This is a genomic window from Bradyrhizobium sp. BR 10261, from assembly GCF_019455395.1.
Lineage (GTDB): Bacteria > Pseudomonadota > Alphaproteobacteria > Rhizobiales > Xanthobacteraceae > Bradyrhizobium > Bradyrhizobium manausense.
In genome coordinates, this window is the sequence record NZ_JACOFQ010000028.1 from 56409 (window position 1) to 72182 (window position 15774).

General features: G+C 63.5%; 27 protein-coding genes. All 27 read left to right on the plus strand.

Annotated elements, in window-relative coordinates:
- Positions 1–20: 20 nt before the first annotated feature.
- The 27 genes from rplC (at position 21) to HYH07_RS27960 (ending at position 15730) form a co-directional block, all read left to right on the plus strand.
- Positions 21–737 (plus strand): 50S ribosomal protein L3, encoded by a 717-nt coding sequence (gene rplC, locus HYH07_RS27830; RefSeq protein ID WP_220005475.1) that lies wholly within the window; start codon positions 21–23, stop codon positions 735–737.
- 1 nt (position 738) lies between these two features.
- Complete coding sequence (rplD, locus tag HYH07_RS27835; protein WP_057745497.1) at positions 739–1359, plus strand: 50S ribosomal protein L4; 621 nt, start codon at positions 739–741, stop codon at positions 1357–1359.
- On the plus strand, positions 1356–1658 hold the full coding sequence (locus HYH07_RS27840; protein WP_057745495.1) for a 50S ribosomal protein L23: 303 nt from the start codon (positions 1356–1358) through the stop codon (positions 1656–1658). Before rplD ends, HYH07_RS27840 begins: the two co-directional genes overlap by 4 nt.
- Before the next feature lie 12 nt (positions 1659–1670).
- A complete protein-coding gene (rplB, locus tag HYH07_RS27845) occupies positions 1671–2504 on the plus strand; it encodes a 50S ribosomal protein L2 (RefSeq protein WP_194467932.1) in 834 nt (277 codons plus the stop codon).
- 12 nt (positions 2505–2516) lie between these two features.
- Entirely contained in the window at positions 2517–2795 is a 279-nt protein-coding gene (gene rpsS, locus HYH07_RS27850; RefSeq protein WP_008136357.1) for a 30S ribosomal protein S19, read from the plus strand.
- A 10-nt stretch (positions 2796–2805) separates the two neighbouring features.
- On the plus strand, positions 2806–3195 hold the full coding sequence (gene rplV / locus HYH07_RS27855; protein WP_057745488.1) for a 50S ribosomal protein L22: 390 nt from the start codon (positions 2806–2808) through the stop codon (positions 3193–3195).
- Between the two features lie 18 nt (positions 3196–3213).
- Positions 3214–3939 (plus strand): 30S ribosomal protein S3, encoded by a 726-nt coding sequence (rpsC, locus tag HYH07_RS27860; RefSeq protein WP_014494500.1) that lies wholly within the window; start codon positions 3214–3216, stop codon positions 3937–3939.
- A 29-nt stretch (positions 3940–3968) separates the two neighbouring features.
- Positions 3969–4382 carry a 50S ribosomal protein L16 gene (gene rplP, locus HYH07_RS27865; protein WP_008136349.1) on the plus strand — a complete coding sequence of 138 codons (414 nt, stop codon included), beginning with the start codon at positions 3969–3971 and terminating at the stop codon, positions 4380–4382.
- A 5-nt stretch (positions 4383–4387) separates the two neighbouring features.
- Positions 4388–4594, plus strand: coding sequence for a 50S ribosomal protein L29 (gene rpmC / locus HYH07_RS27870; protein WP_027520957.1), 207 nt, complete (start codon positions 4388–4390; stop codon positions 4592–4594).
- Positions 4595–4607: 13 nt separating this feature from the next.
- Entirely contained in the window at positions 4608–4856 is a 249-nt protein-coding gene (rpsQ, locus tag HYH07_RS27875) for a 30S ribosomal protein S17 (protein WP_057745481.1), read from the plus strand.
- A 96-nt stretch (positions 4857–4952) separates the two neighbouring features.
- On the plus strand, positions 4953–5321 hold the full coding sequence (gene rplN, locus HYH07_RS27880; RefSeq protein ID WP_008549246.1) for a 50S ribosomal protein L14: 369 nt from the start codon (positions 4953–4955) through the stop codon (positions 5319–5321).
- Positions 5321–5635 (plus strand): 50S ribosomal protein L24, encoded by a 315-nt coding sequence (gene rplX, locus HYH07_RS27885; RefSeq protein WP_011088142.1) that lies wholly within the window; start codon positions 5321–5323, stop codon positions 5633–5635. The genes rplN and rplX overlap by 1 nt, the downstream gene beginning before the upstream one ends.
- Complete coding sequence (gene rplE / locus HYH07_RS27890; protein WP_057745478.1) at positions 5628–6185, plus strand: 50S ribosomal protein L5; 558 nt, start codon at positions 5628–5630, stop codon at positions 6183–6185. Before rplX ends, rplE begins: the two co-directional genes overlap by 8 nt.
- A 46-nt stretch (positions 6186–6231) precedes the next feature.
- Positions 6232–6537 carry a 30S ribosomal protein S14 gene (gene rpsN / locus HYH07_RS27895; RefSeq protein ID WP_057745473.1) on the plus strand — a complete coding sequence of 102 codons (306 nt, stop codon included), beginning with the start codon at positions 6232–6234 and terminating at the stop codon, positions 6535–6537.
- 14 nt (positions 6538–6551) lie between these two features.
- Positions 6552–6950 (plus strand): 30S ribosomal protein S8, encoded by a 399-nt coding sequence (rpsH, locus tag HYH07_RS27900; RefSeq protein WP_195803904.1) that lies wholly within the window; start codon positions 6552–6554, stop codon positions 6948–6950.
- Between the two features lie 16 nt (positions 6951–6966).
- Positions 6967–7500 (plus strand): 50S ribosomal protein L6, encoded by a 534-nt coding sequence (gene rplF, locus HYH07_RS27905; RefSeq protein WP_057745468.1) that lies wholly within the window; start codon positions 6967–6969, stop codon positions 7498–7500.
- Positions 7501–7511: 11 nt separating this feature from the next.
- On the plus strand, positions 7512–7874 hold the full coding sequence (gene rplR, locus HYH07_RS27910; protein WP_220005476.1) for a 50S ribosomal protein L18: 363 nt from the start codon (positions 7512–7514) through the stop codon (positions 7872–7874).
- A gap of 44 nt (positions 7875–7918) precedes the next feature.
- Positions 7919–8512 (plus strand): 30S ribosomal protein S5, encoded by a 594-nt coding sequence (gene rpsE / locus HYH07_RS27915; RefSeq protein WP_057745465.1) that lies wholly within the window; start codon positions 7919–7921, stop codon positions 8510–8512.
- 25 nt (positions 8513–8537) lie between these two features.
- The gene (gene rpmD / locus HYH07_RS27920; protein ID WP_057745463.1) at positions 8538–8744 is read left to right on the plus strand and encodes a 50S ribosomal protein L30; all 207 of its coding nucleotides are present in this window, start codon (positions 8538–8540) and stop codon (positions 8742–8744) included.
- Between the two features lie 61 nt (positions 8745–8805).
- Positions 8806–9291, plus strand: a complete 486-nt coding sequence (gene rplO / locus HYH07_RS27925; RefSeq protein WP_057745461.1) for a 50S ribosomal protein L15 — start codon at positions 8806–8808, stop codon at positions 9289–9291.
- Positions 9292–9441: 150 nt separating this feature from the next.
- Positions 9442–10773, plus strand: a complete 1332-nt coding sequence (gene secY / locus HYH07_RS27930; RefSeq protein ID WP_220005477.1) for a preprotein translocase subunit SecY — start codon at positions 9442–9444, stop codon at positions 10771–10773.
- A 277-nt stretch (positions 10774–11050) separates the two neighbouring features.
- Complete coding sequence (locus HYH07_RS27935) at positions 11051–11893, plus strand: adenylate kinase (RefSeq protein ID WP_220005478.1); 843 nt, start codon at positions 11051–11053, stop codon at positions 11891–11893.
- Between the two features lie 188 nt (positions 11894–12081).
- Positions 12082–12450, plus strand: a complete 369-nt coding sequence (rpsM, locus tag HYH07_RS27940; protein ID WP_014494511.1) for a 30S ribosomal protein S13 — start codon at positions 12082–12084, stop codon at positions 12448–12450.
- 121 nt (positions 12451–12571) lie between these two features.
- The gene (gene rpsK / locus HYH07_RS27945; RefSeq protein WP_007603045.1) at positions 12572–12961 is read left to right on the plus strand and encodes a 30S ribosomal protein S11; all 390 of its coding nucleotides are present in this window, start codon (positions 12572–12574) and stop codon (positions 12959–12961) included.
- Positions 12962–13075: 114 nt separating this feature from the next.
- Positions 13076–14107, plus strand: a complete 1032-nt coding sequence (locus HYH07_RS27950; RefSeq protein ID WP_220005479.1) for a DNA-directed RNA polymerase subunit alpha — start codon at positions 13076–13078, stop codon at positions 14105–14107.
- A 128-nt stretch (positions 14108–14235) separates the two neighbouring features.
- Entirely contained in the window at positions 14236–14652 is a 417-nt protein-coding gene (gene rplQ, locus HYH07_RS27955) for a 50S ribosomal protein L17 (protein ID WP_057745449.1), read from the plus strand.
- A gap of 289 nt (positions 14653–14941) precedes the next feature.
- The gene (locus HYH07_RS27960) at positions 14942–15730 is read left to right on the plus strand and encodes an SDR family NAD(P)-dependent oxidoreductase (RefSeq protein WP_220005480.1); all 789 of its coding nucleotides are present in this window, start codon (positions 14942–14944) and stop codon (positions 15728–15730) included.
- Positions 15731–15774 lie beyond the last annotated feature (44 nt).

A 15774-nucleotide genomic window follows, 5' to 3' on the forward strand; every position in this document is an offset into this window, starting at 1 on the left:
AAAGAACAGGAAGCACGCCGATGCGCTCCGGAGTGATCGCACAAAAGGTCGGGATGACGCGGGTCTTTACAGAGGCCGGCGAACATATCCCCGTGACCGTGCTGAAGCTCGGCAATTGCCAGGTCGTAGGCCACCGCACTGAAGAGAAGAACGGTTATGTCGCGCTCCAGCTGGGTTCTGGCAGCCGCAAGACCGTGTACATGCCCAAGGCGGAGCGCGGCCAGTTCGCGGTCGCCAAGGTCGAGCCGAAGCGCCAGGTCGAGGAGTTTCGCGTCACCGCGGACGCCATGATCCCCGTTGGCGCCGAGATCCAGGCCGATCATTTCGTCGTCGGCCAGTTCGTCGACGTCACCGGCACTTCGGTCGGTAAGGGCTTCGCCGGCGGCATGAAGCGCTGGAATTTCGGCGGTCTGCGCGCCACGCACGGCGTGTCGGTCTCGCACCGTTCGATCGGTTCGACCGGTGGTCGTCAGGACCCCGGCAAGACCTGGAAGAACAAGAAGATGCCCGGCCACATGGGTGTCGATCGCATCACCACGCTGAACCTTCGCGTCGTCCAGACCGATGTCGAGCGTGGCCTGATCCTCGTCGAAGGCGCCGTTCCCGGCTCCAAGGGCGGCTGGATCCGCGTGCGCGACGCCGTCAAGAAGCCGCTGCCGAAGGAAGCTCCGAAGCCCGGCAAGTTCAAGGTTGCGGGCGGCGAAGCCGAGGCTGCGGCCCAGCAAGAGGGTGCGTGAGATGGAACTGAAGGTCACCACCCTTGAGGGTAAGGAAGCTGGCTCGGTCCAGCTGTCCGACGCCATTTTCGGCCTCGAGCCGCGCCAGGACATCATTGCGCGTTGCGTGCAGTGGCAGCTCAACAAGCGCCAGGCCGGTACGCACAAGGCCAAGGGCCGCGCCGAGATCTGGCGCACCGGCAAGAAGATGTACAAGCAGAAGGGCACCGGCGGTGCTCGTCACGGCTCGGCCCGCGTGCCGCAGTTCCGCGGCGGCGGTCGTGCGTTCGGTCCGGTCGTGCGTTCGCACGCCACCGACCTGCCGAAGAAGGTCCGCGCGCTTGCTCTCAAGCATGCGCTGTCGGCCAAGGCCAAGGACGGCGATCTGCTCGTGATCGAGAAGGCCGCGCTGGAAGCCGCCAAGACCAAGGCGCTGCTTGGTCACTTCTCGGGCCTCGGGCTCACCAACGCGCTGATCATCGACGGCGCCGAGCTCAACAACGGCTTCGCCGCTGCGGCCCGCAACATCCCGAACATGGACGTGCTGCCGATCCAGGGCATCAATGTCTATGACATCCTGCGCCGTCAGAAGCTCGTTCTGACCAAGGCCGCCATCGATGCGCTGGAGGCGCGCTTCAAATGAGCAAGAACATCGAGCCTCGGCACTACGACGTGATCGTCGCCCCTGTCGTCACCGAAAAGGCGACGCTGGCGTCCGAGCACAACAAGGTCCTGTTCAAGGTGGCCGCCAAGGCGACCAAGCCGCAGATCAAGGAAGCGGTCGAGAAGCTCTTCGACGTCAAGGTCAAGAGCGTCAACACGCTGGTCCGCAAGGGCAAGGTCAAGGTCTTCCGCGGCAATCTCGGCTCGCAGTCGAACACCAAGCGCGCGATCGTGACCCTCGAAGAGGGCCACCGGATCGACGTCACCACCGGTCTGTAAGGTCGCACGACGATGGCACTGAAGACATTCAATCCCACGACGCCGGGCCAGCGCCAGCTGGTGATGGTCGATCGTTCGGCGCTCTACAAGGGCAAGCCGCTCAAGGCGCTCACCGAAGGCAAGAAGTCGTCGGGTGGCCGCAACAACACCGGCCGCATCACCGTGCGCTTCCGTGGCGGTGGCCACAAGCAGACGCTGCGCACCGTCGACTTCAAGCGCGAGAAGATCGACGTTCCCGCGACCGTCGAGCGGCTGGAGTACGATCCGAACCGCACCGGCTTCATCGCCCTGATCAAGTATCAGGACGGCGAGCAGGCCTACATCCTGGCGCCGCAGCGCCTGGCCGTGGGTGACACCATCGTCGCCGGCAACTATGTCGACGTGAAGCCGGGCAACGTCATGCCGCTCGGTAACATGCCGGTCGGCACGATCATCCACAACATCGAGGTCAAGATCGGGAAGGGCGGCCAGCTCGCCCGTTCCGCCGGAACCTACGCCCAGCTGGTGGGCCGCGACCAGGACTACGTCATCATCCGCCTCAACTCGGGTGAGCAGCGCCTGGTGCACGGCCGTTGCCGCGGCACGATCGGCGCGGTGTCGAACCCGGACCACATGAACACCTCGATCGGCAAGGCCGGTCGCAAGCGTTGGATGGGCCGTCGCCCGCACAACCGCGGTGTCGCCATGAACCCGATCGACCATCCGCACGGCGGTGGTGAAGGTCGCACCTCGGGCGGTCGCCACCCGGTCACTCCGTGGGGCAAGCCGACCAAGGGCAAGAAGACCCGTACCAACAAGTCGACCAACAAATTCATTCTCCTAAGCCGCCACAAGCGGAAGAAGTAAGGAACGCCGGACATGGTTCGTTCAGTCTGGAAAGGCCCGTTCGTCGAGGGTTCTCTGCTCAAGAAGGCAGATGCGGCCCGCGCGTCCGGCCGTCACGACGTCATCAAGATCTGGAGCCGTCGCTCGACGATCCTGCCGCAATTCGTCGGCCTGACCTTCGGCGTCTACAACGGTCAGAAGCACGTGCCGGTGGCCGTCAACGAGGAAATGGTCGGTCACAAGTTCGGCGAGTTCTCGCCGACCCGGACCTTCCATGGCCACTCCGGCGACAAGAAAGCCAAGAAGGCTTGAGGATTAAACGATGAGCAAACCTAAGCGCGAACGGAGCCTCGCCGAGAACGAGGCCAAGGCGGTCGCCCGGATGCTGCGGGTGAGCCCGCAGAAGCTCAACCTGGTCGCCCAGCTCATTCGCGGCCGGAAGGCTTCCGCCGCGCTCGCCGACCTGCAGTTCTCGCGCAAGCGGATCGCGGTCGACGTGAAGAAGTGCCTGGAATCGGCGATCGCCAATGCCGAGAACAACCACGACCTCGACGTCGATGATCTCGTCGTGGCGCAGGCCTTCGTCGGCAATGGCCTCGTGATGAAGCGCTTTGCCGCCCGCGGCCGTGGCCGTTCGGGCCGTGTCTACAAACCATTTTCGCAGCTGACGATCATTGTTCGTCAGGTCGAAGCCGAAGCAGCAGCGGCTTAAGGGTCGCAGGAGAAAACGATGGGTCAAAAGATCAATCCGATCGGTCTGCGTCTCGGCATCAACCGGACCTGGGATTCCCGCTGGTTCGCCGGCAAGCAGGAATACGGCAAGCTGCTGCACGAGGACGTCAAGATCCGCGAGATCCTGCATAAGGAGCTCAAGCAGGCGGCCGTCGCCCGCATCGTGATCGAGCGTCCGCACAAGAAGTGCCGCGTCACCATCCACTCGGCTCGTCCGGGCGTGGTGATCGGCAAGAAGGGCGCGGACATCGACAAGCTGCGCAAGAAGGTTGCGGACATCACCTCGTCCGACGTCGTCATCAACATCGTCGAAATCCGCAAGCCGGAGCTCGATGCGACGCTGGTGGCCGAGTCGATCGCGCAGCAGCTGGAGCGCCGCGTGGCGTTCCGCCGTGCCATGAAGCGCGCCGTGCAGTCGGCGATGCGTCTCGGCGCGGAAGGCATCCGCATCAACTGCTCGGGACGCCTGGGCGGTGCGGAAATCGCGCGCATGGAGTGGTACCGCGAAGGCCGCGTGCCGCTGCACACGCTGCGCGCCGACATCGACTACGGCGTTGCGACCGCGTTCACGACCTTTGGCACCTGCGGCGTCAAGGTCTGGATCTTCAAGGGCGAGATCCTCGAGCACGATCCGATGGCCCAGGACAAGAGAATGGCCGAGGGCGAGACGGGTGGCAGTGGTGATCGCGGTGGCCGTCAGCGCCGCGATACGGCTGCGGCCTGATCAGCACAGGAATTTGAGGGCTTAAAGCCATGATGCAACCTAAGAAAACGAAGTTCCGGAAGGCGCATAAGGGCCGTATCCACGGCGTTGCGTCGTCGGGTGCGACGTTGGCGTTCGGCCAGTTCGGCCTGAAGGCGACCGAGCCGGAGCGCGTCACCGCGCGCCAGATCGAAGCCGCCCGCCGCGCGCTGACCCGCCACATGAAGCGCGCCGGCCGGGTCTGGATCCGCGTGTTCCCCGACGTTCCGGTGTCGAAGAAGCCGGCCGAAGTCCGCATGGGCTCCGGCAAGGGTTCGCCGGAATTGTGGGTCGCCCGCGTCAAGCCGGGCCGGGTGCTGTTCGAGATCGACGGCGTCAACACCCAGACGGCGCGCGAAGCGCTGACGCTCGCGGCCGCCAAGCTGCCGATCAAGACGCGCTTCGTCGAGCGCATTGCGGAGTAATGGCCATGGCCCAGATGAAGATCGAAGACATCCGCGCGATGAGCCCCGACCAGCAGGACGATGCCGTCCTGAACCTGAAGAAGGAGCGCTTCAACCTGCGCTTCCAGCGTGCCACCGGGCAGCTCGAGAACACCTCGCGTCTGCGCGAGGCTCGCCGCGACATCGCCCGGATCAAGACCGTCGCCGCGCAGCAGCGCGCGAAGAAGAAGTAAGGGGCTAACGGATATGCCGAAACGTACTTTGCAAGGCGTGGTCGTCAGCGACAAGACTGCCAAGACCGTCGTGGTGCGCGTCGATCGCCGCTTCACGCACCCGATCTACAAGAAGACGATCCGCCGTTCGAAGAACTACCACGCGCACGACGAGAACAACGAGTTCAAGCCGGGCGACATGGTCTGGATCGAAGAGACCAAGCCGATCTCGAAGTTGAAGTGCTGGATCGTGATCCGGGGCGAACACAAGAAAAGCGCCTGATCTGTTGGCCTCGGCCGTTCATTTGGCCGACTGACTTCAGGGAAATGTTGAGCGCCGGCTAGGCTGGCGCAAATAGAAAGAGGACGAGGTGCATCAATGATTCAGATGCAGACCAACCTCGACGTGGCCGATAATTCCGGCGCACGCCGTGTCATGTGTATCAAGGTGCTCGGAGGCTCCAAGCGCCGCTACGCCACGATCGGCGACATCATCGTCGTCTCGATCAAGGAAGCCATTCCGCGTGGCAAGGTGAAGAAGGGCGACGTGATGAAGGCCGTCGTGGTGCGCGTCCGCAAGGACATCCGCCGCGCCGACGGTTCGGTCATCCGCTTCGACCGCAACGCCGCCGTCCTGATCAACAACCAGGCCGAGCCGGTCGGCACCCGTATCTTCGGGCCCGTGCCGCGCGAGCTGCGTGCGAAGAACCACATGAAGATCATTTCGCTCGCGCCGGAGGTGCTGTGATGGCTGCGAAGATCCGCAAGGGCGACAAGGTCGTCGTGCTGACCGGTCGCGACAAGGGCCGCACCGGCGAAGTGTTCGAAGTTCGCCCCGACGCCGGCACGGCGCTCGTGCGCGGCATCAACATGGTCAAGCGTCACCAGAAGCAGACGCAGGCCCAGGAGGGCGGCATCATCTCGAAAGAGGCGCCGATCCAACTGTCCAACATCGCGTATGTCGGCAAGGACGGAAAGCCGACCCGCGTCGGATTCAAGATTCTGGCGGACGGCAAGAAGGTTCGCATCGCCAAGAGCTCGGGAGCTGAGATCGATGGCTGAGACCGCTTACACCCCGCGCCTGCGCGCGGAATACGATGCGAAGATCCGCACGGCGTTGACCGAGAAGTTCGGTTATCAGAACGTCATGCAGGTTCCGCGTCTGGACAAGGTCGTGCTGAACATGGGCGTTGGCGATTCCGTCAACGACCGCAAGAAGGCCGAGACCGCCGCTGCCGAGCTGACCCAGATCGCCGGCCAGAAGGCGATCGTGACCTACTCGCGGATCGCGATCGCGACCTTCAAGCTGCGTGAGAACCAGCCGATCGGCTGCAAGGTGACGCTGCGCAAGGCCCGCATGTACGAGTTCATCGATCGCCTGGTCAACGTCGCGCTGCCGCGCGTCCGCGACTTCCGCGGCCTGAACCCGAAGAGCTTTGACGGCCGCGGCAACTACTCGCTCGGCATCAAGGAGCACATCATTTTCCCCGAGATCGACTTCGACAAGGTCACGGAAGCCCGCGGTATGGACATCACCGTCTGCACCACGGCCAAGACCGACGAAGAGGCGAGGGCCTTGTTGACCGCTTTCAATTTCCCGTTCCGGCAGTGAGACGCTGACCTAAAGCCTCTCAAACGCGGATACCCAGGAGCCAAGCATGGCAAAGAAGAGTTCAGTCGAGAAGAACAACCGGCGCAAGCGGATGGTGAAGAACGCCGCCCCGAAGCGCGAGCGGTTGAAGGCGATCATCGCCGACAAGACGCTGCCGATGGAGGAGCGGTTCGCCGCGACCCTGAAGCTTGCGGAAATGCCGCGCAATTCGTCGGCCACCCGCATCCGTCTGCGTTGCGAGCTGTCGGGCCGCCCGCGCTCGAACTATCGCAAGAACAAGCTGTCCCGTATCGCGCTCCGCGACCTTGGCTCCAAGGGCATGGTCCCGGGCCTCGTGAAGTCGAGCTGGTAAGGAGGGTCGTTTAGATGTCTACGCACGATCCAATCAGCGATCTGATCACCCGCATCCGCAACGCGCAGATGCGCGCCAAGAGCAAGGTCTCCACGCCGGGCTCGAAGATGCGCGAGAACGTCCTCGAAGTGCTCAAGAGCGAGGGCTATATCCGCGGTTACGCGACCCTCGAGCACGCCTCGGGCCGCAGCGAGATCGAGATCGAGCTGAAGTATTTCGACGGCGAGCCCGTCATCCGCGAGATCGAACGTGTCTCCAAGCCCGGGCGTCGCGTGTACGCCTCGGTGAAGAACCTGCCGCGGGTCAATAACGGGCTCGGTATTTCGGTGTTGTCGACGCCGAAGGGGATCATGGCCGACCACAGTGCGCGTGAAGCGAACGTGGGCGGTGAAGTCCTCTTCACGGTGTTCTGAGAAGGGTTTTTGATCCATGTCACGAGTTGGCAAAAAGCCTGTGGCGGTGCCGTCCGGTGTGACCGCGACCGTCGATGGGCAGACCGTCAAGATGAAGGGGCCGAAGGGCCAGCTTCAGTTCGTCGTCCATGACGACGTCGAGGTGAAGCTCGAGAACGGCCAGGTAAAGGTCAAGCCGCGGGCCGAGACCAATCGCGCGCGGGCGCTGTATGGCACCGCTCGCGCCCAGGTCGCGAATCTGGTCGAAGGCGTGACCAAGGGCTTCGAGAAGAAGCTCGAGATCACCGGCGTCGGTTACCGCGCCGCGATGCAGGGCAAGAACCTGCAGCTCGCGCTCGGTTACAGCCATGACGTGATCTATCCGATCCCGGAAGGGATCACGATCGCCGTGCCGAAGCCGACCGAAATCACGGTGTCGGGCAGCGACATCCAGCGCGTCGGCCAGGTTGCCGCCGAGATCCGCTCCTATCGTCCGCCGGAGCCCTACAAGGGCAAGGGCGTGAAGTACGTGGGCGAATTCATCTTCCGCAAGGAAGGCAAGAAGAAGTAACGGAGCCGGTCATGTCCAAAGCCAAGGTTACCAATGCCCGGCGCAAGCGGAGTGTGCGGCTGAAGCTGCGCCGCTCCGGCGGTGGTCGTCCGCGTCTGTCGGTGTTCCGCTCGTCCAAGCACATCTACGCCCAGGTCATCGACGATCTGAAAGGCGAGACGCTGGCCTCTGCCTCCTCGCTCGAGAAGACGATGCGCGACGGCGGCAAGACCGGCGCCGACATCGATGCGGCGAAGGCGGTCGGCAAGCTGCTGGCCGAGCGCGCTGCCGAGAGGGGCGTCAAGGAAGTCGTGTTCGATCGCGGCAGCTACCTCTACCACGGGCGCGTCAAGGCTCTCGCCGACGCTGCGCGTGAGAGCGGGCTGAGCTTCTAACAGAATTTGAGGATTGAGGCGTAAGCCTCTGAAGGATTGGAAAAATGGCAGAACGCGAACAACGTGGTGGACGCGATCAACGCGGCGGCGGGCGTGAGCGCAAGGAGCGCGAGGAGCGCGACAGCGAGTTCGTCGACAAGCTCGTCCACATCAATCGCGTGGCCAAGGTCGTCAAGGGCGGCAAGCGCTTCGGTTTCGCAGCGCTCGTCGTCATCGGCGATCAGAAGGGCCGCGCCGGCTTCGGTCACGGCAAGGCACGCGAAGTGCCTGAGGCGATCCGCAAGGCCACCGAGTCCGCCAAGCGCAACCTGACCCGCGTGTCGCTGCGCGAGGGCCGCACCCTGCATCACGACATCGCCGGCCGTCATGGCGCGGGCCGCGTCTATCTGCGTGCAGCTCCGGCCGGTACCGGCATCATCGCCGGCGGTCCGATGCGCGCCGTGTTCGAGACGCTCGGCGTCCAGGACGTGGTGGCGAAATCGATCGGCTCGTCGAACCCCTACAACATGGTTCGCGCGACCTTCGATGCGCTGAAGCATCAGGATAGCCCGCGCTCGGTCGCGGCGCGCCGCAACATCAAGGTGTCCACCCTCCAGGGTCGTCGCATCGGCGGCGATGCCGAGGCGGCTGCGGACTAACCAACGCTTTTCGGAGTAGATCACGATGGCCAAGGACGCCGCTAAGTCCGCAAAGACGATCAAGCTCGAGCAGACCGGCAGCGCGATCCGCCGCCATCACTCGCAGCGTTCGACGCTGATCGGGCTCAAGCTCAACAAGATCGGCCGCGTCAGCGAATTGCCGGACACCCCGGCCGTCCGCGGCATGATCGAAAAGGTTCACCATCTCGTTCGCATCGTCGACGAGAAGTAAGATAGCGCGCATGATCCCGGTTTTCGGACCAGATCATGCGCAAAACACAAGGAGCAGGGCGATGAAGCTCAGCGATATCGCCGACAACGCCGGCTCGCGCAAGAAGCGCATGCGCGTCGGCCGTGGCATCGGTTCGGGCAAGGGCAAGCAGTCGGGCCGCGGCGGCAAGGGCCAGACCGCGCGTTCGGGCGTGCGCATCAAGGGTTTCGAAGGCGGCCAGATGCCGTTGCATCGCCGTCTGCCCAAGCGCGGCTTCAACAACATCTTCCGCGTCGAGTACGCCGAGATCAATCTCGACCGGCTCCAGGATGCGGTCGATGCCAAGAAGCTCGACACCGGCAGCGTCGTGAACGTCGAGGCCCTGGTGAAGGCGGGCGTGCTGCGCCGCGCCAAGGCCGGTCTGCGGCTGCTCGGCCGCGGCGAGCTCAAGGCCAAGCTGAACATCGAGGTCCACGGCGCCACCAAGTCCGCGATCGAAGCGGTCGAGAAGGCCGGCGGTTCGGTGAAGATCCTTGCCCCTGCGAAGGAAGAAGGCGAGGCGGCGTAACAACTGCGTCATTGGCCCGCGGCTCGCGGGCCTTTTCGCATGCGGGACGATGGACTTATCGAAGCCGAAGCGCCAGATAATGTCCGGCGTCCGCTAAAGTAGCCCGGCCGCGGGTATGACGGCGCAAAAGGCGGCGGGAGAAAGTCCAATATGGCCTCAGCAGCGGAACAACTGGCAGCCAACCTCAATTTCGGCGCGTTTGCCAAAGCCGACGAACTGAAGAAGCGTATCTGGTTCACCCTGGGTGCGCTGCTCGTTTATCGGCTCGGAACCTACATCCCGCTGCCCGGCATCGATCCCAACATCTGGGAGCAGGTGTTCAAGTCGCAGGCAGGCGGCATCCTGGGCATGTTCAACATGTTTGCCGGCGGCGGCATCCACCGCATGGCGATCTTCGCGCTGAACATCATGCCGTACATCTCGGCCTCGATCATCATCCAGCTCCTGACCACCGTCTCGCCGCAACTCGAGGCGCTGAAGAAGGAAGGTGAGGCGGGCCGCAAGACGCTGAACCAGTACACGCGCTATCTGACGGTGATCCTGGCCGCGTTCCAGTCCTACGGCATCGCGGTCGGTCTCGAAGGCGCCGGCAACGTCGTCAGTGACCCCGGCATGTTCTTCCGTCTCTCCACCGCGATCACGCTGACCGGCGGCACCATGTTCCTGATGTGGCTGGGCGAGCAGATCACCTCGCGCGGCATCGGCAACGGCATCTCGCTGATCATTCTCTCCGGCATCGTCGCCGAGCTCCCGGCGGCGCTCGCCAACATGCTCGAGCTCGGCCGTCAGGGTGCGATGTCGACCGGCCTGATCCTGATCGTGATCGTGATGGCAGTCGCCGTGATCGCCTTCATCGTGTTCATGGAGCGCGCCCAGCGCCGGCTGCTGATCCAGTATCCAAAGCGCCAGGTCGGCAACAAGATGTTCGAGGGCCAGTCCTCGCATCTGCCGCTCAAGCTCAACACGTCGGGCGTGATTCCGCCGATCTTCGCATCCTCGTTGCTGCTGCTGCCGACCACGGTCGCCAACTTCAACGCGGGCAAGGGGCCGGAATGGTTCCAGTGGATCACCACCCAGCTCGGCCACGGCCGTCCGCTGTTCCTGGTGCTCTATCTCGCGCTGATCGTGTTCTTTGCCTTCTTCTACACCGCAATCGTGTTCAACCCGACCGAGACCGCGGACAATCTGAAGAAGCATGGCGGCTTCATCCCTGGCATCCGCCCCGGTGAGCGCACCGCCGAATATATCGACTACGTGCTGTCGCGCGTCACCGTGCTGGGCGCGATTTATCTGGCGATCGTCTGCTTGATCCCGGAAATCCTGATCTCCTATGCCTCGGTGCCGTTCTACTTCGGCGGCACCTCGCTGCTGATCGTGGTCAGTGTCACCATGGATACGGTGGCGCAGGTGCAGGGCTATCTGCTGGCCCATCAGTATGAAGGCCTGATCCGCAAGTCGAAGCTGCGCGGCCGCCGCCGCTAAGCGGCACGTTCACTGAAGGCGGCGCGTCCGCGCCGCCGATTCGCCGCCCAAGCGATGCGCCGCGCCCGCCGAAGCGATCAGCCCGTACTTCGGTCGCATCTTCAGCGCTGCTCTCAATGCAGCGCAATCCCTGATTTCAAAGGCCTTCTTGGCGTCCGGGCACTTGCTCCCTTATGATATGGGTAGCGGCGCGGCGCTGATTATGATTTGCACTGTTGCCGAAGTTTCAAACACGGGTGCGCGACGTTTCGCTCACCAATCCGGGGGGCGTACGCCGATGAGAATTATACTTCTGGGACCGCCAGGATCGGGCAAGGGGACCCAGGCGCAGCGGCTGGTGCAGCGCTATGGCATCGTCCAGCTCTCGACCGGCGAGATGTTGCGTGCAGCGGTTGCGGCCGGCACGCCGGTCGGGCTGAAAGCCAAGGAGATCATGGCCAGCGGCGGGCTCGTGCCCGACGATGTCGTGGTGGGCATCATCTCCGACCGTATCGATCAGCCGGACGCCAAGCGCGGCTTCATCCTCGATGGCTTCCCGCGCACCGTGCCGCAGGCCGAGGCGCTGGATGATCTGCTCCGCCACAAACACCTCAAGCTCGACGCCGTGATCGAGCTCCGTGTCAACGAGAGCGCGCTTCTGAACCGCGTCGAGACCCGTGTCGCCCAGATGCGGGAGCGCGGGGAGGAGGTCAGGGTCGATGACACCCCGGAGGTCCTGACCAAGCGTCTCGCCAGCTATCGCAGCCAGACCGAACCGCTGATTCACTACTATTCCGAGCGCCGCAAGCTTTCGACCATCGACGGCATGATGGCCATCGATGAGGTCACCCGAGCCATCCACCGCCAGCTCCTGGCGCTGGGCGCGGTCGAGCCCAGGACTCACGCCAAGAGCGCCGCCAAGGCAGGGCCGGCCAAGAAGGCCAGAGCGGCGAAGGAGGCAGCCAAAAAGCCGGCGAAATCCGCCAAAAAGGCCACCAAATCGGCCAAATCTACCAAAAAGGCCGTGAAGGGCGCCAAAAAGACGGCCAGGAAAACGGTCAAAAAGGCGGCCAAGAAGGCCGTCAAAAAAGGTGCCAAAAAGGCTGCAAAAAAGGTCACGAAAAAGCGAGCCAAGCGCTAGCAGCGGTTGACGAAAGCCCCCGGAATCCCTTAATAAGCCCCGCATCCAAGTCGGATAGTTTCAAACGATGCCGGGCCCCAGGAAGACCAGGGGTGGGCGTCGTGTTCGCGTTTGTGAACACCTGCCCGAGAAACATAAGCACTTAAAGCCCGATTCCTGACGAGGGGTCGGCAACAGGAGAGAAGGCCGTGGCCCGTATTGCCGGCGTGAACATTCCGACCAACAAGCGCGTGCTGATCGCGCTCCAGTACATCCATGGCATCGGCCAGAAGATCGCTGGTGAGATCCTCGAAAAGGTGAAGATCCCCGAGGACCGTCGCGTCAATCAGCTCAGCGACGCTGAAGTGCTCCAGATCCGCGAGGTGATCGACCGCGACTATCTCGTCGAGGGCGATCTGCGTCGCGAAGTCGGTATCAACATCAAGCGTCTGATGGATCTCGGCTGCTATCGCGGCCTGCGTCATCGTCGCGGTCTGCCGGTGCGCGGTCAGCGTACCCACACCAACGCGCGTACGCGCAAGGGTCCGGCCAAGGCCATCGCCGGCAAGAAGAAGTAAGTTTTCTATTCCAATCGCGGCGTGTGGCGATAGGGGAGACCCTTTCGCCACGCGCCTTTCGTTCCACAGGTGTAGCCGCTGGCATTACGGCGGCGTTTGAGATCTTCAGGAAAGGTACTCTATGGGCAAGGAAGCCACCCGCGTTCGTCGTCGTGAGCGCAAGAACATCGCCTCCGGCGTCGCGCACGTGAACTCGTCCTTCAACAACACGACCATCACCATCACCGACGCGCAGGGCAACACCATTGCCTGGTCCTCCGCCGGCACGATGGGCTTCAAGGGCTCGCGCAAGTCGACCCCGTACGCCGCGCAGGTTGCCGCTGAAGACGTGTCCAAGAAGGCGCAGGAGCACGGCATGCGCACGTTGGAAGTCGAAGTCGCCGGTCCCGGTTCGGGCCGTGAGTCGGCGCTCCGCGCGCTGCAGGCCGCGGGCTTCACCGTCACCTCGATCCGCGACGTGACCACGATCCCGCACAACGGTTGCCGTCCACGCAAGCGTCGGCGCGTCTGATTTCTACCTGTTGCGGGCGCATCGGCGCCCGCAGCGACTTTGCAAGAAGCCGCGGGTTTGATCTGCGGCCTTTCTCCAACGCCAGTATTTGAATTTTCAAATCGGCTGGCCTGTATGGGTGAAACAGTGACGATCCAGAAAAATTGGCAAGAACTGATTCGGCCGAACAAGCTCCAGGTGACCCCTGGCAGCGACTCCTCGCGTTTCGCGACCATCGTCGCCGAGCCGCTCGAGCGCGGTTTCGGCCAGACGCTCGGCAACGCGCTGCGCCGCATCCTGCTCTCCTCGCTCCAGGGCGCGGCGGTGCAGTCGGTGCACATCGACGGCGTGCTGCACGAGTTCTCCTCGATCGCTGGCGTCCGTGAGGACGTCACCGACATCGTGCTCAACATCAAGGACATCTCGATCAAGATGCAGGGCGAAGGCCCCAAGCGCATGGTCGTGAAGAAGTCCGGCCCGGGCGTCGTCACCGCCGGCGACATCCAGACCGTGGGCGACGTCGTGGTGCTCAACCCGGACCTGCAGATCTGCACCCTCGACGAGGGCGCCGAGATCCGCATGGAGTTCACGGTTTCGACCGGCAAGGGCTACGTGCCCGCCGAGCGCAACCGTCCCGAGGATGCGCCGATCGGCCTGATCCCGGTCGACAGCCTCTACTCGCCGGTCCGCAAGGTCTCCTACAAGGTCGAGAACACCCGTGAGGGCCAGATCCTCGACTACGACAAGCTGACCATGACGATCGAGACCAATGGCGCGATCTCGCCGGATGATTCGGTGGCCTACGCCGCCCGCATCCTGCAGGATCAGCTCAACGTGTTCGTCAACTTCGAAGAGCCGCGCAAGGAAGTTGCCCAGGAGATCATCCCGGACCTCGCCTTCAACCCGGCCTTCCTCAAGAAGGTGGACGAGCTCGAGCTGTCGGTGCGTTCGGCCAACTGCTTGAAGAACGACAACATCGTCTACATCGGCGACCTCGTGCAGAAGAGCGAGGCGGAAATGCTCCGCACTCCGAACTTCGGCCGCAAGTCGCTGAACGAGATCAAGGAAGTGCTGGCCCAGATGGGTCTGCACCTCGGCATGGAAGTGCCGGGCTGGCCGCCGGAGAACATCGACGAGCTCGCCAAGCGCTTCGAAGATCACTACTGAGCGAGGGAGTGGCGAATAGTAATTCTATTCGCCATTCGCCATTCACCACCCAGGGCGAACGCAGGAAGCCCACCTGAGCAACTGGTCCGACGAACCGTCGCGGCAGTTCTAAAACAAGGAATAGTTACATGCGTCACGGCAAGGTTCATCGGAAGCTCAACCGCACGGCCGAGCATCGCCGCGCGATGTTCGCCAACATGGCGGCCGCGCTGATCAAGCACGAGCAGATCGTCACCACGCTGCCGAAGGCCAAGGAGCTTCGTCCGATCGTCGAGAAGCTGGTCACCCTCGGCAAGAAGGGCGGCCTGTCGATGCGCCGCCAGGCCATCTCCGAGATGCGCGACAAGGACCAGGTCAAGAAGCTGTTCGACGTGTTGGCGCCCCGCTACAAGGATCGTCAGGGCGGCTATACCCGCATCATCAAGGCGGGCTTCCGCTACGGCGACAACGCCGCGATGGCCGTGATCGAGTTCGTCGACCGCGACGTCGATGCCAAGGGCCAGGACTCAGGTCCGGTGCAGGCGAAGGAAGCCGAGGCGGCGTAAGCCCGCCGACACTTGCGAGTTTTGAAAGCGGCGCCCCTGGGCGCCGCTTTTTTATTGCTCCGGCGCGCAGCGTCGTAGGGTGGGCAAAGGCGCGCGTGCTTCGCGCGCCGTGCCCGCCACCTGCAGATGGTGGGCACGCTTCCGCCTTCGCTCTTCGAGCTTCGGCGGACAGGCCGCTTTGCCCACCCTACAAATTTGCCGTTGTGGCAGCTCTCACGCATCGGTGAGCGGCGATTGCACCCGCCCATGCAGCGCACGATATCCGCTTCAACCTCAGCGGAGATGATACATGAAAATCGACCTTTCCGGAAAGACTGCCCTCGTCACCGGCTCGACTGCCGGCATCGGCCACGCCATCGCGAAAGGCCTTGCGGGCTCTGGCGCGAATGTCGTGATCAACGGGCGCGGCCAGGACAAGGTCGATGCCGCCGTGCGCAAGCTGGAGGGGGCGGGTGCCAAGGTGCGCGGCATCGCCGCCGACGTCTCGACCGCCGCCGGCTGCAAGGCGCTGGTTGCGGCACTGCCCGAGGTCGACATCCTCATCAACAATGCCGGCATCTTCGAGCCGAAGGGCTTTTTCGAGATTCCGGACGAGGACTGGATCCGCTTCTTCGAGGTCAACGTGATGAGCGGCGTGCGGCTCTCGCGCGCCTACATGCAGGGCATGCTCACGCGCAATTGGGGCCGCATCGTCTTCATCTCCTCGGAGTCCGGCCTCAATATTCCCGCCGAGATGATCCACTACGGCATGACCAAGACGGCTCAGCTCGCGGTCGCCCGTGGCCTCGCGCAGCTCACCCAGGGCACCGCCGTCACCGTGAATTCGGTGCTGCCTGGCCCGACCATGTCCGAGGGCGTCGAGACCTTCGTGAAGGATCTGGCCAGGCAGAACGGGCAATCGGTGGATGAAGCCGCCGCCAATTTCGTCAGGCAGCACCGCCCGAGCTCGCTGATCCAGCGTTTTGCCAGTGTCGAGGAGATCGCCAACCTGGTGGTCTATGTCGCCTCGAAGGAGGCATCAGCGACCAACGGCGCGGCGCTACGTGCCGAAGGCGGCATCGTCAACACCATCGCTTGAGCCGCAATTGGGCGCGGGAGGGGCCGCCTAGCTGCTCTGCTCTT

Coding starts and splice junctions, on each gene's coding strand:
- rplR (WP_220005476.1), top strand. CDS start 7,512: ATGTCCAAAGCCAAGGTTACCAATGCCCGGCGCAAGCGGAGTGTGCGG.
- rpsH (WP_195803904.1), top strand. CDS start 6,552: ATGTCTACGCACGATCCAATCAGCGATCTGATCACCCGCATCCGCAAC.
- rplN (WP_008549246.1), top strand. CDS start 4,953: ATGATTCAGATGCAGACCAACCTCGACGTGGCCGATAATTCCGGCGCA.
- HYH07_RS27840 (WP_057745495.1), top strand. CDS start 1,356: ATGAGCAAGAACATCGAGCCTCGGCACTACGACGTGATCGTCGCCCCT.
- rpsQ (WP_057745481.1), top strand. CDS start 4,608: ATGCCGAAACGTACTTTGCAAGGCGTGGTCGTCAGCGACAAGACTGCC.
- rpsE (WP_057745465.1), top strand. CDS start 7,919: ATGGCAGAACGCGAACAACGTGGTGGACGCGATCAACGCGGCGGCGGG.
- rplQ (WP_057745449.1), top strand. CDS start 14,236: ATGCGTCACGGCAAGGTTCATCGGAAGCTCAACCGCACGGCCGAGCAT.
- rplX (WP_011088142.1), top strand. CDS start 5,321: ATGGCTGCGAAGATCCGCAAGGGCGACAAGGTCGTCGTGCTGACCGGT.
- rplV (WP_057745488.1), top strand. CDS start 2,806: ATGAGCAAACCTAAGCGCGAACGGAGCCTCGCCGAGAACGAGGCCAAG.
- rplB (WP_194467932.1), top strand. CDS start 1,671: ATGGCACTGAAGACATTCAATCCCACGACGCCGGGCCAGCGCCAGCTG.
- rplO (WP_057745461.1), top strand. CDS start 8,806: ATGAAGCTCAGCGATATCGCCGACAACGCCGGCTCGCGCAAGAAGCGC.
- secY (WP_220005477.1), top strand. CDS start 9,442: ATGGCCTCAGCAGCGGAACAACTGGCAGCCAACCTCAATTTCGGCGCG.
- rplC (WP_220005475.1), top strand. CDS start 21: ATGCGCTCCGGAGTGATCGCACAAAAGGTCGGGATGACGCGGGTCTTT.
- rplF (WP_057745468.1), top strand. CDS start 6,967: ATGTCACGAGTTGGCAAAAAGCCTGTGGCGGTGCCGTCCGGTGTGACC.
- rpsN (WP_057745473.1), top strand. CDS start 6,232: ATGGCAAAGAAGAGTTCAGTCGAGAAGAACAACCGGCGCAAGCGGATG.
- rpsC (WP_014494500.1), top strand. CDS start 3,214: ATGGGTCAAAAGATCAATCCGATCGGTCTGCGTCTCGGCATCAACCGG.
- rplP (WP_008136349.1), top strand. CDS start 3,969: ATGATGCAACCTAAGAAAACGAAGTTCCGGAAGGCGCATAAGGGCCGT.
- rpsS (WP_008136357.1), top strand. CDS start 2,517: ATGGTTCGTTCAGTCTGGAAAGGCCCGTTCGTCGAGGGTTCTCTGCTC.
- rplD (WP_057745497.1), top strand. CDS start 739: ATGGAACTGAAGGTCACCACCCTTGAGGGTAAGGAAGCTGGCTCGGTC.
- HYH07_RS27935 (WP_220005478.1), top strand. CDS start 11,051: ATGAGAATTATACTTCTGGGACCGCCAGGATCGGGCAAGGGGACCCAG.
- rpmC (WP_027520957.1), top strand. CDS start 4,388: ATGGCCCAGATGAAGATCGAAGACATCCGCGCGATGAGCCCCGACCAG.
- rpsK (WP_007603045.1), top strand. CDS start 12,572: ATGGGCAAGGAAGCCACCCGCGTTCGTCGTCGTGAGCGCAAGAACATC.
- rpmD (WP_057745463.1), top strand. CDS start 8,538: ATGGCCAAGGACGCCGCTAAGTCCGCAAAGACGATCAAGCTCGAGCAG.
- rplE (WP_057745478.1), top strand. CDS start 5,628: ATGGCTGAGACCGCTTACACCCCGCGCCTGCGCGCGGAATACGATGCG.
- HYH07_RS27950 (WP_220005479.1), top strand. CDS start 13,076: ATGGGTGAAACAGTGACGATCCAGAAAAATTGGCAAGAACTGATTCGG.
- HYH07_RS27960 (WP_220005480.1), top strand. CDS start 14,942: ATGAAAATCGACCTTTCCGGAAAGACTGCCCTCGTCACCGGCTCGACT.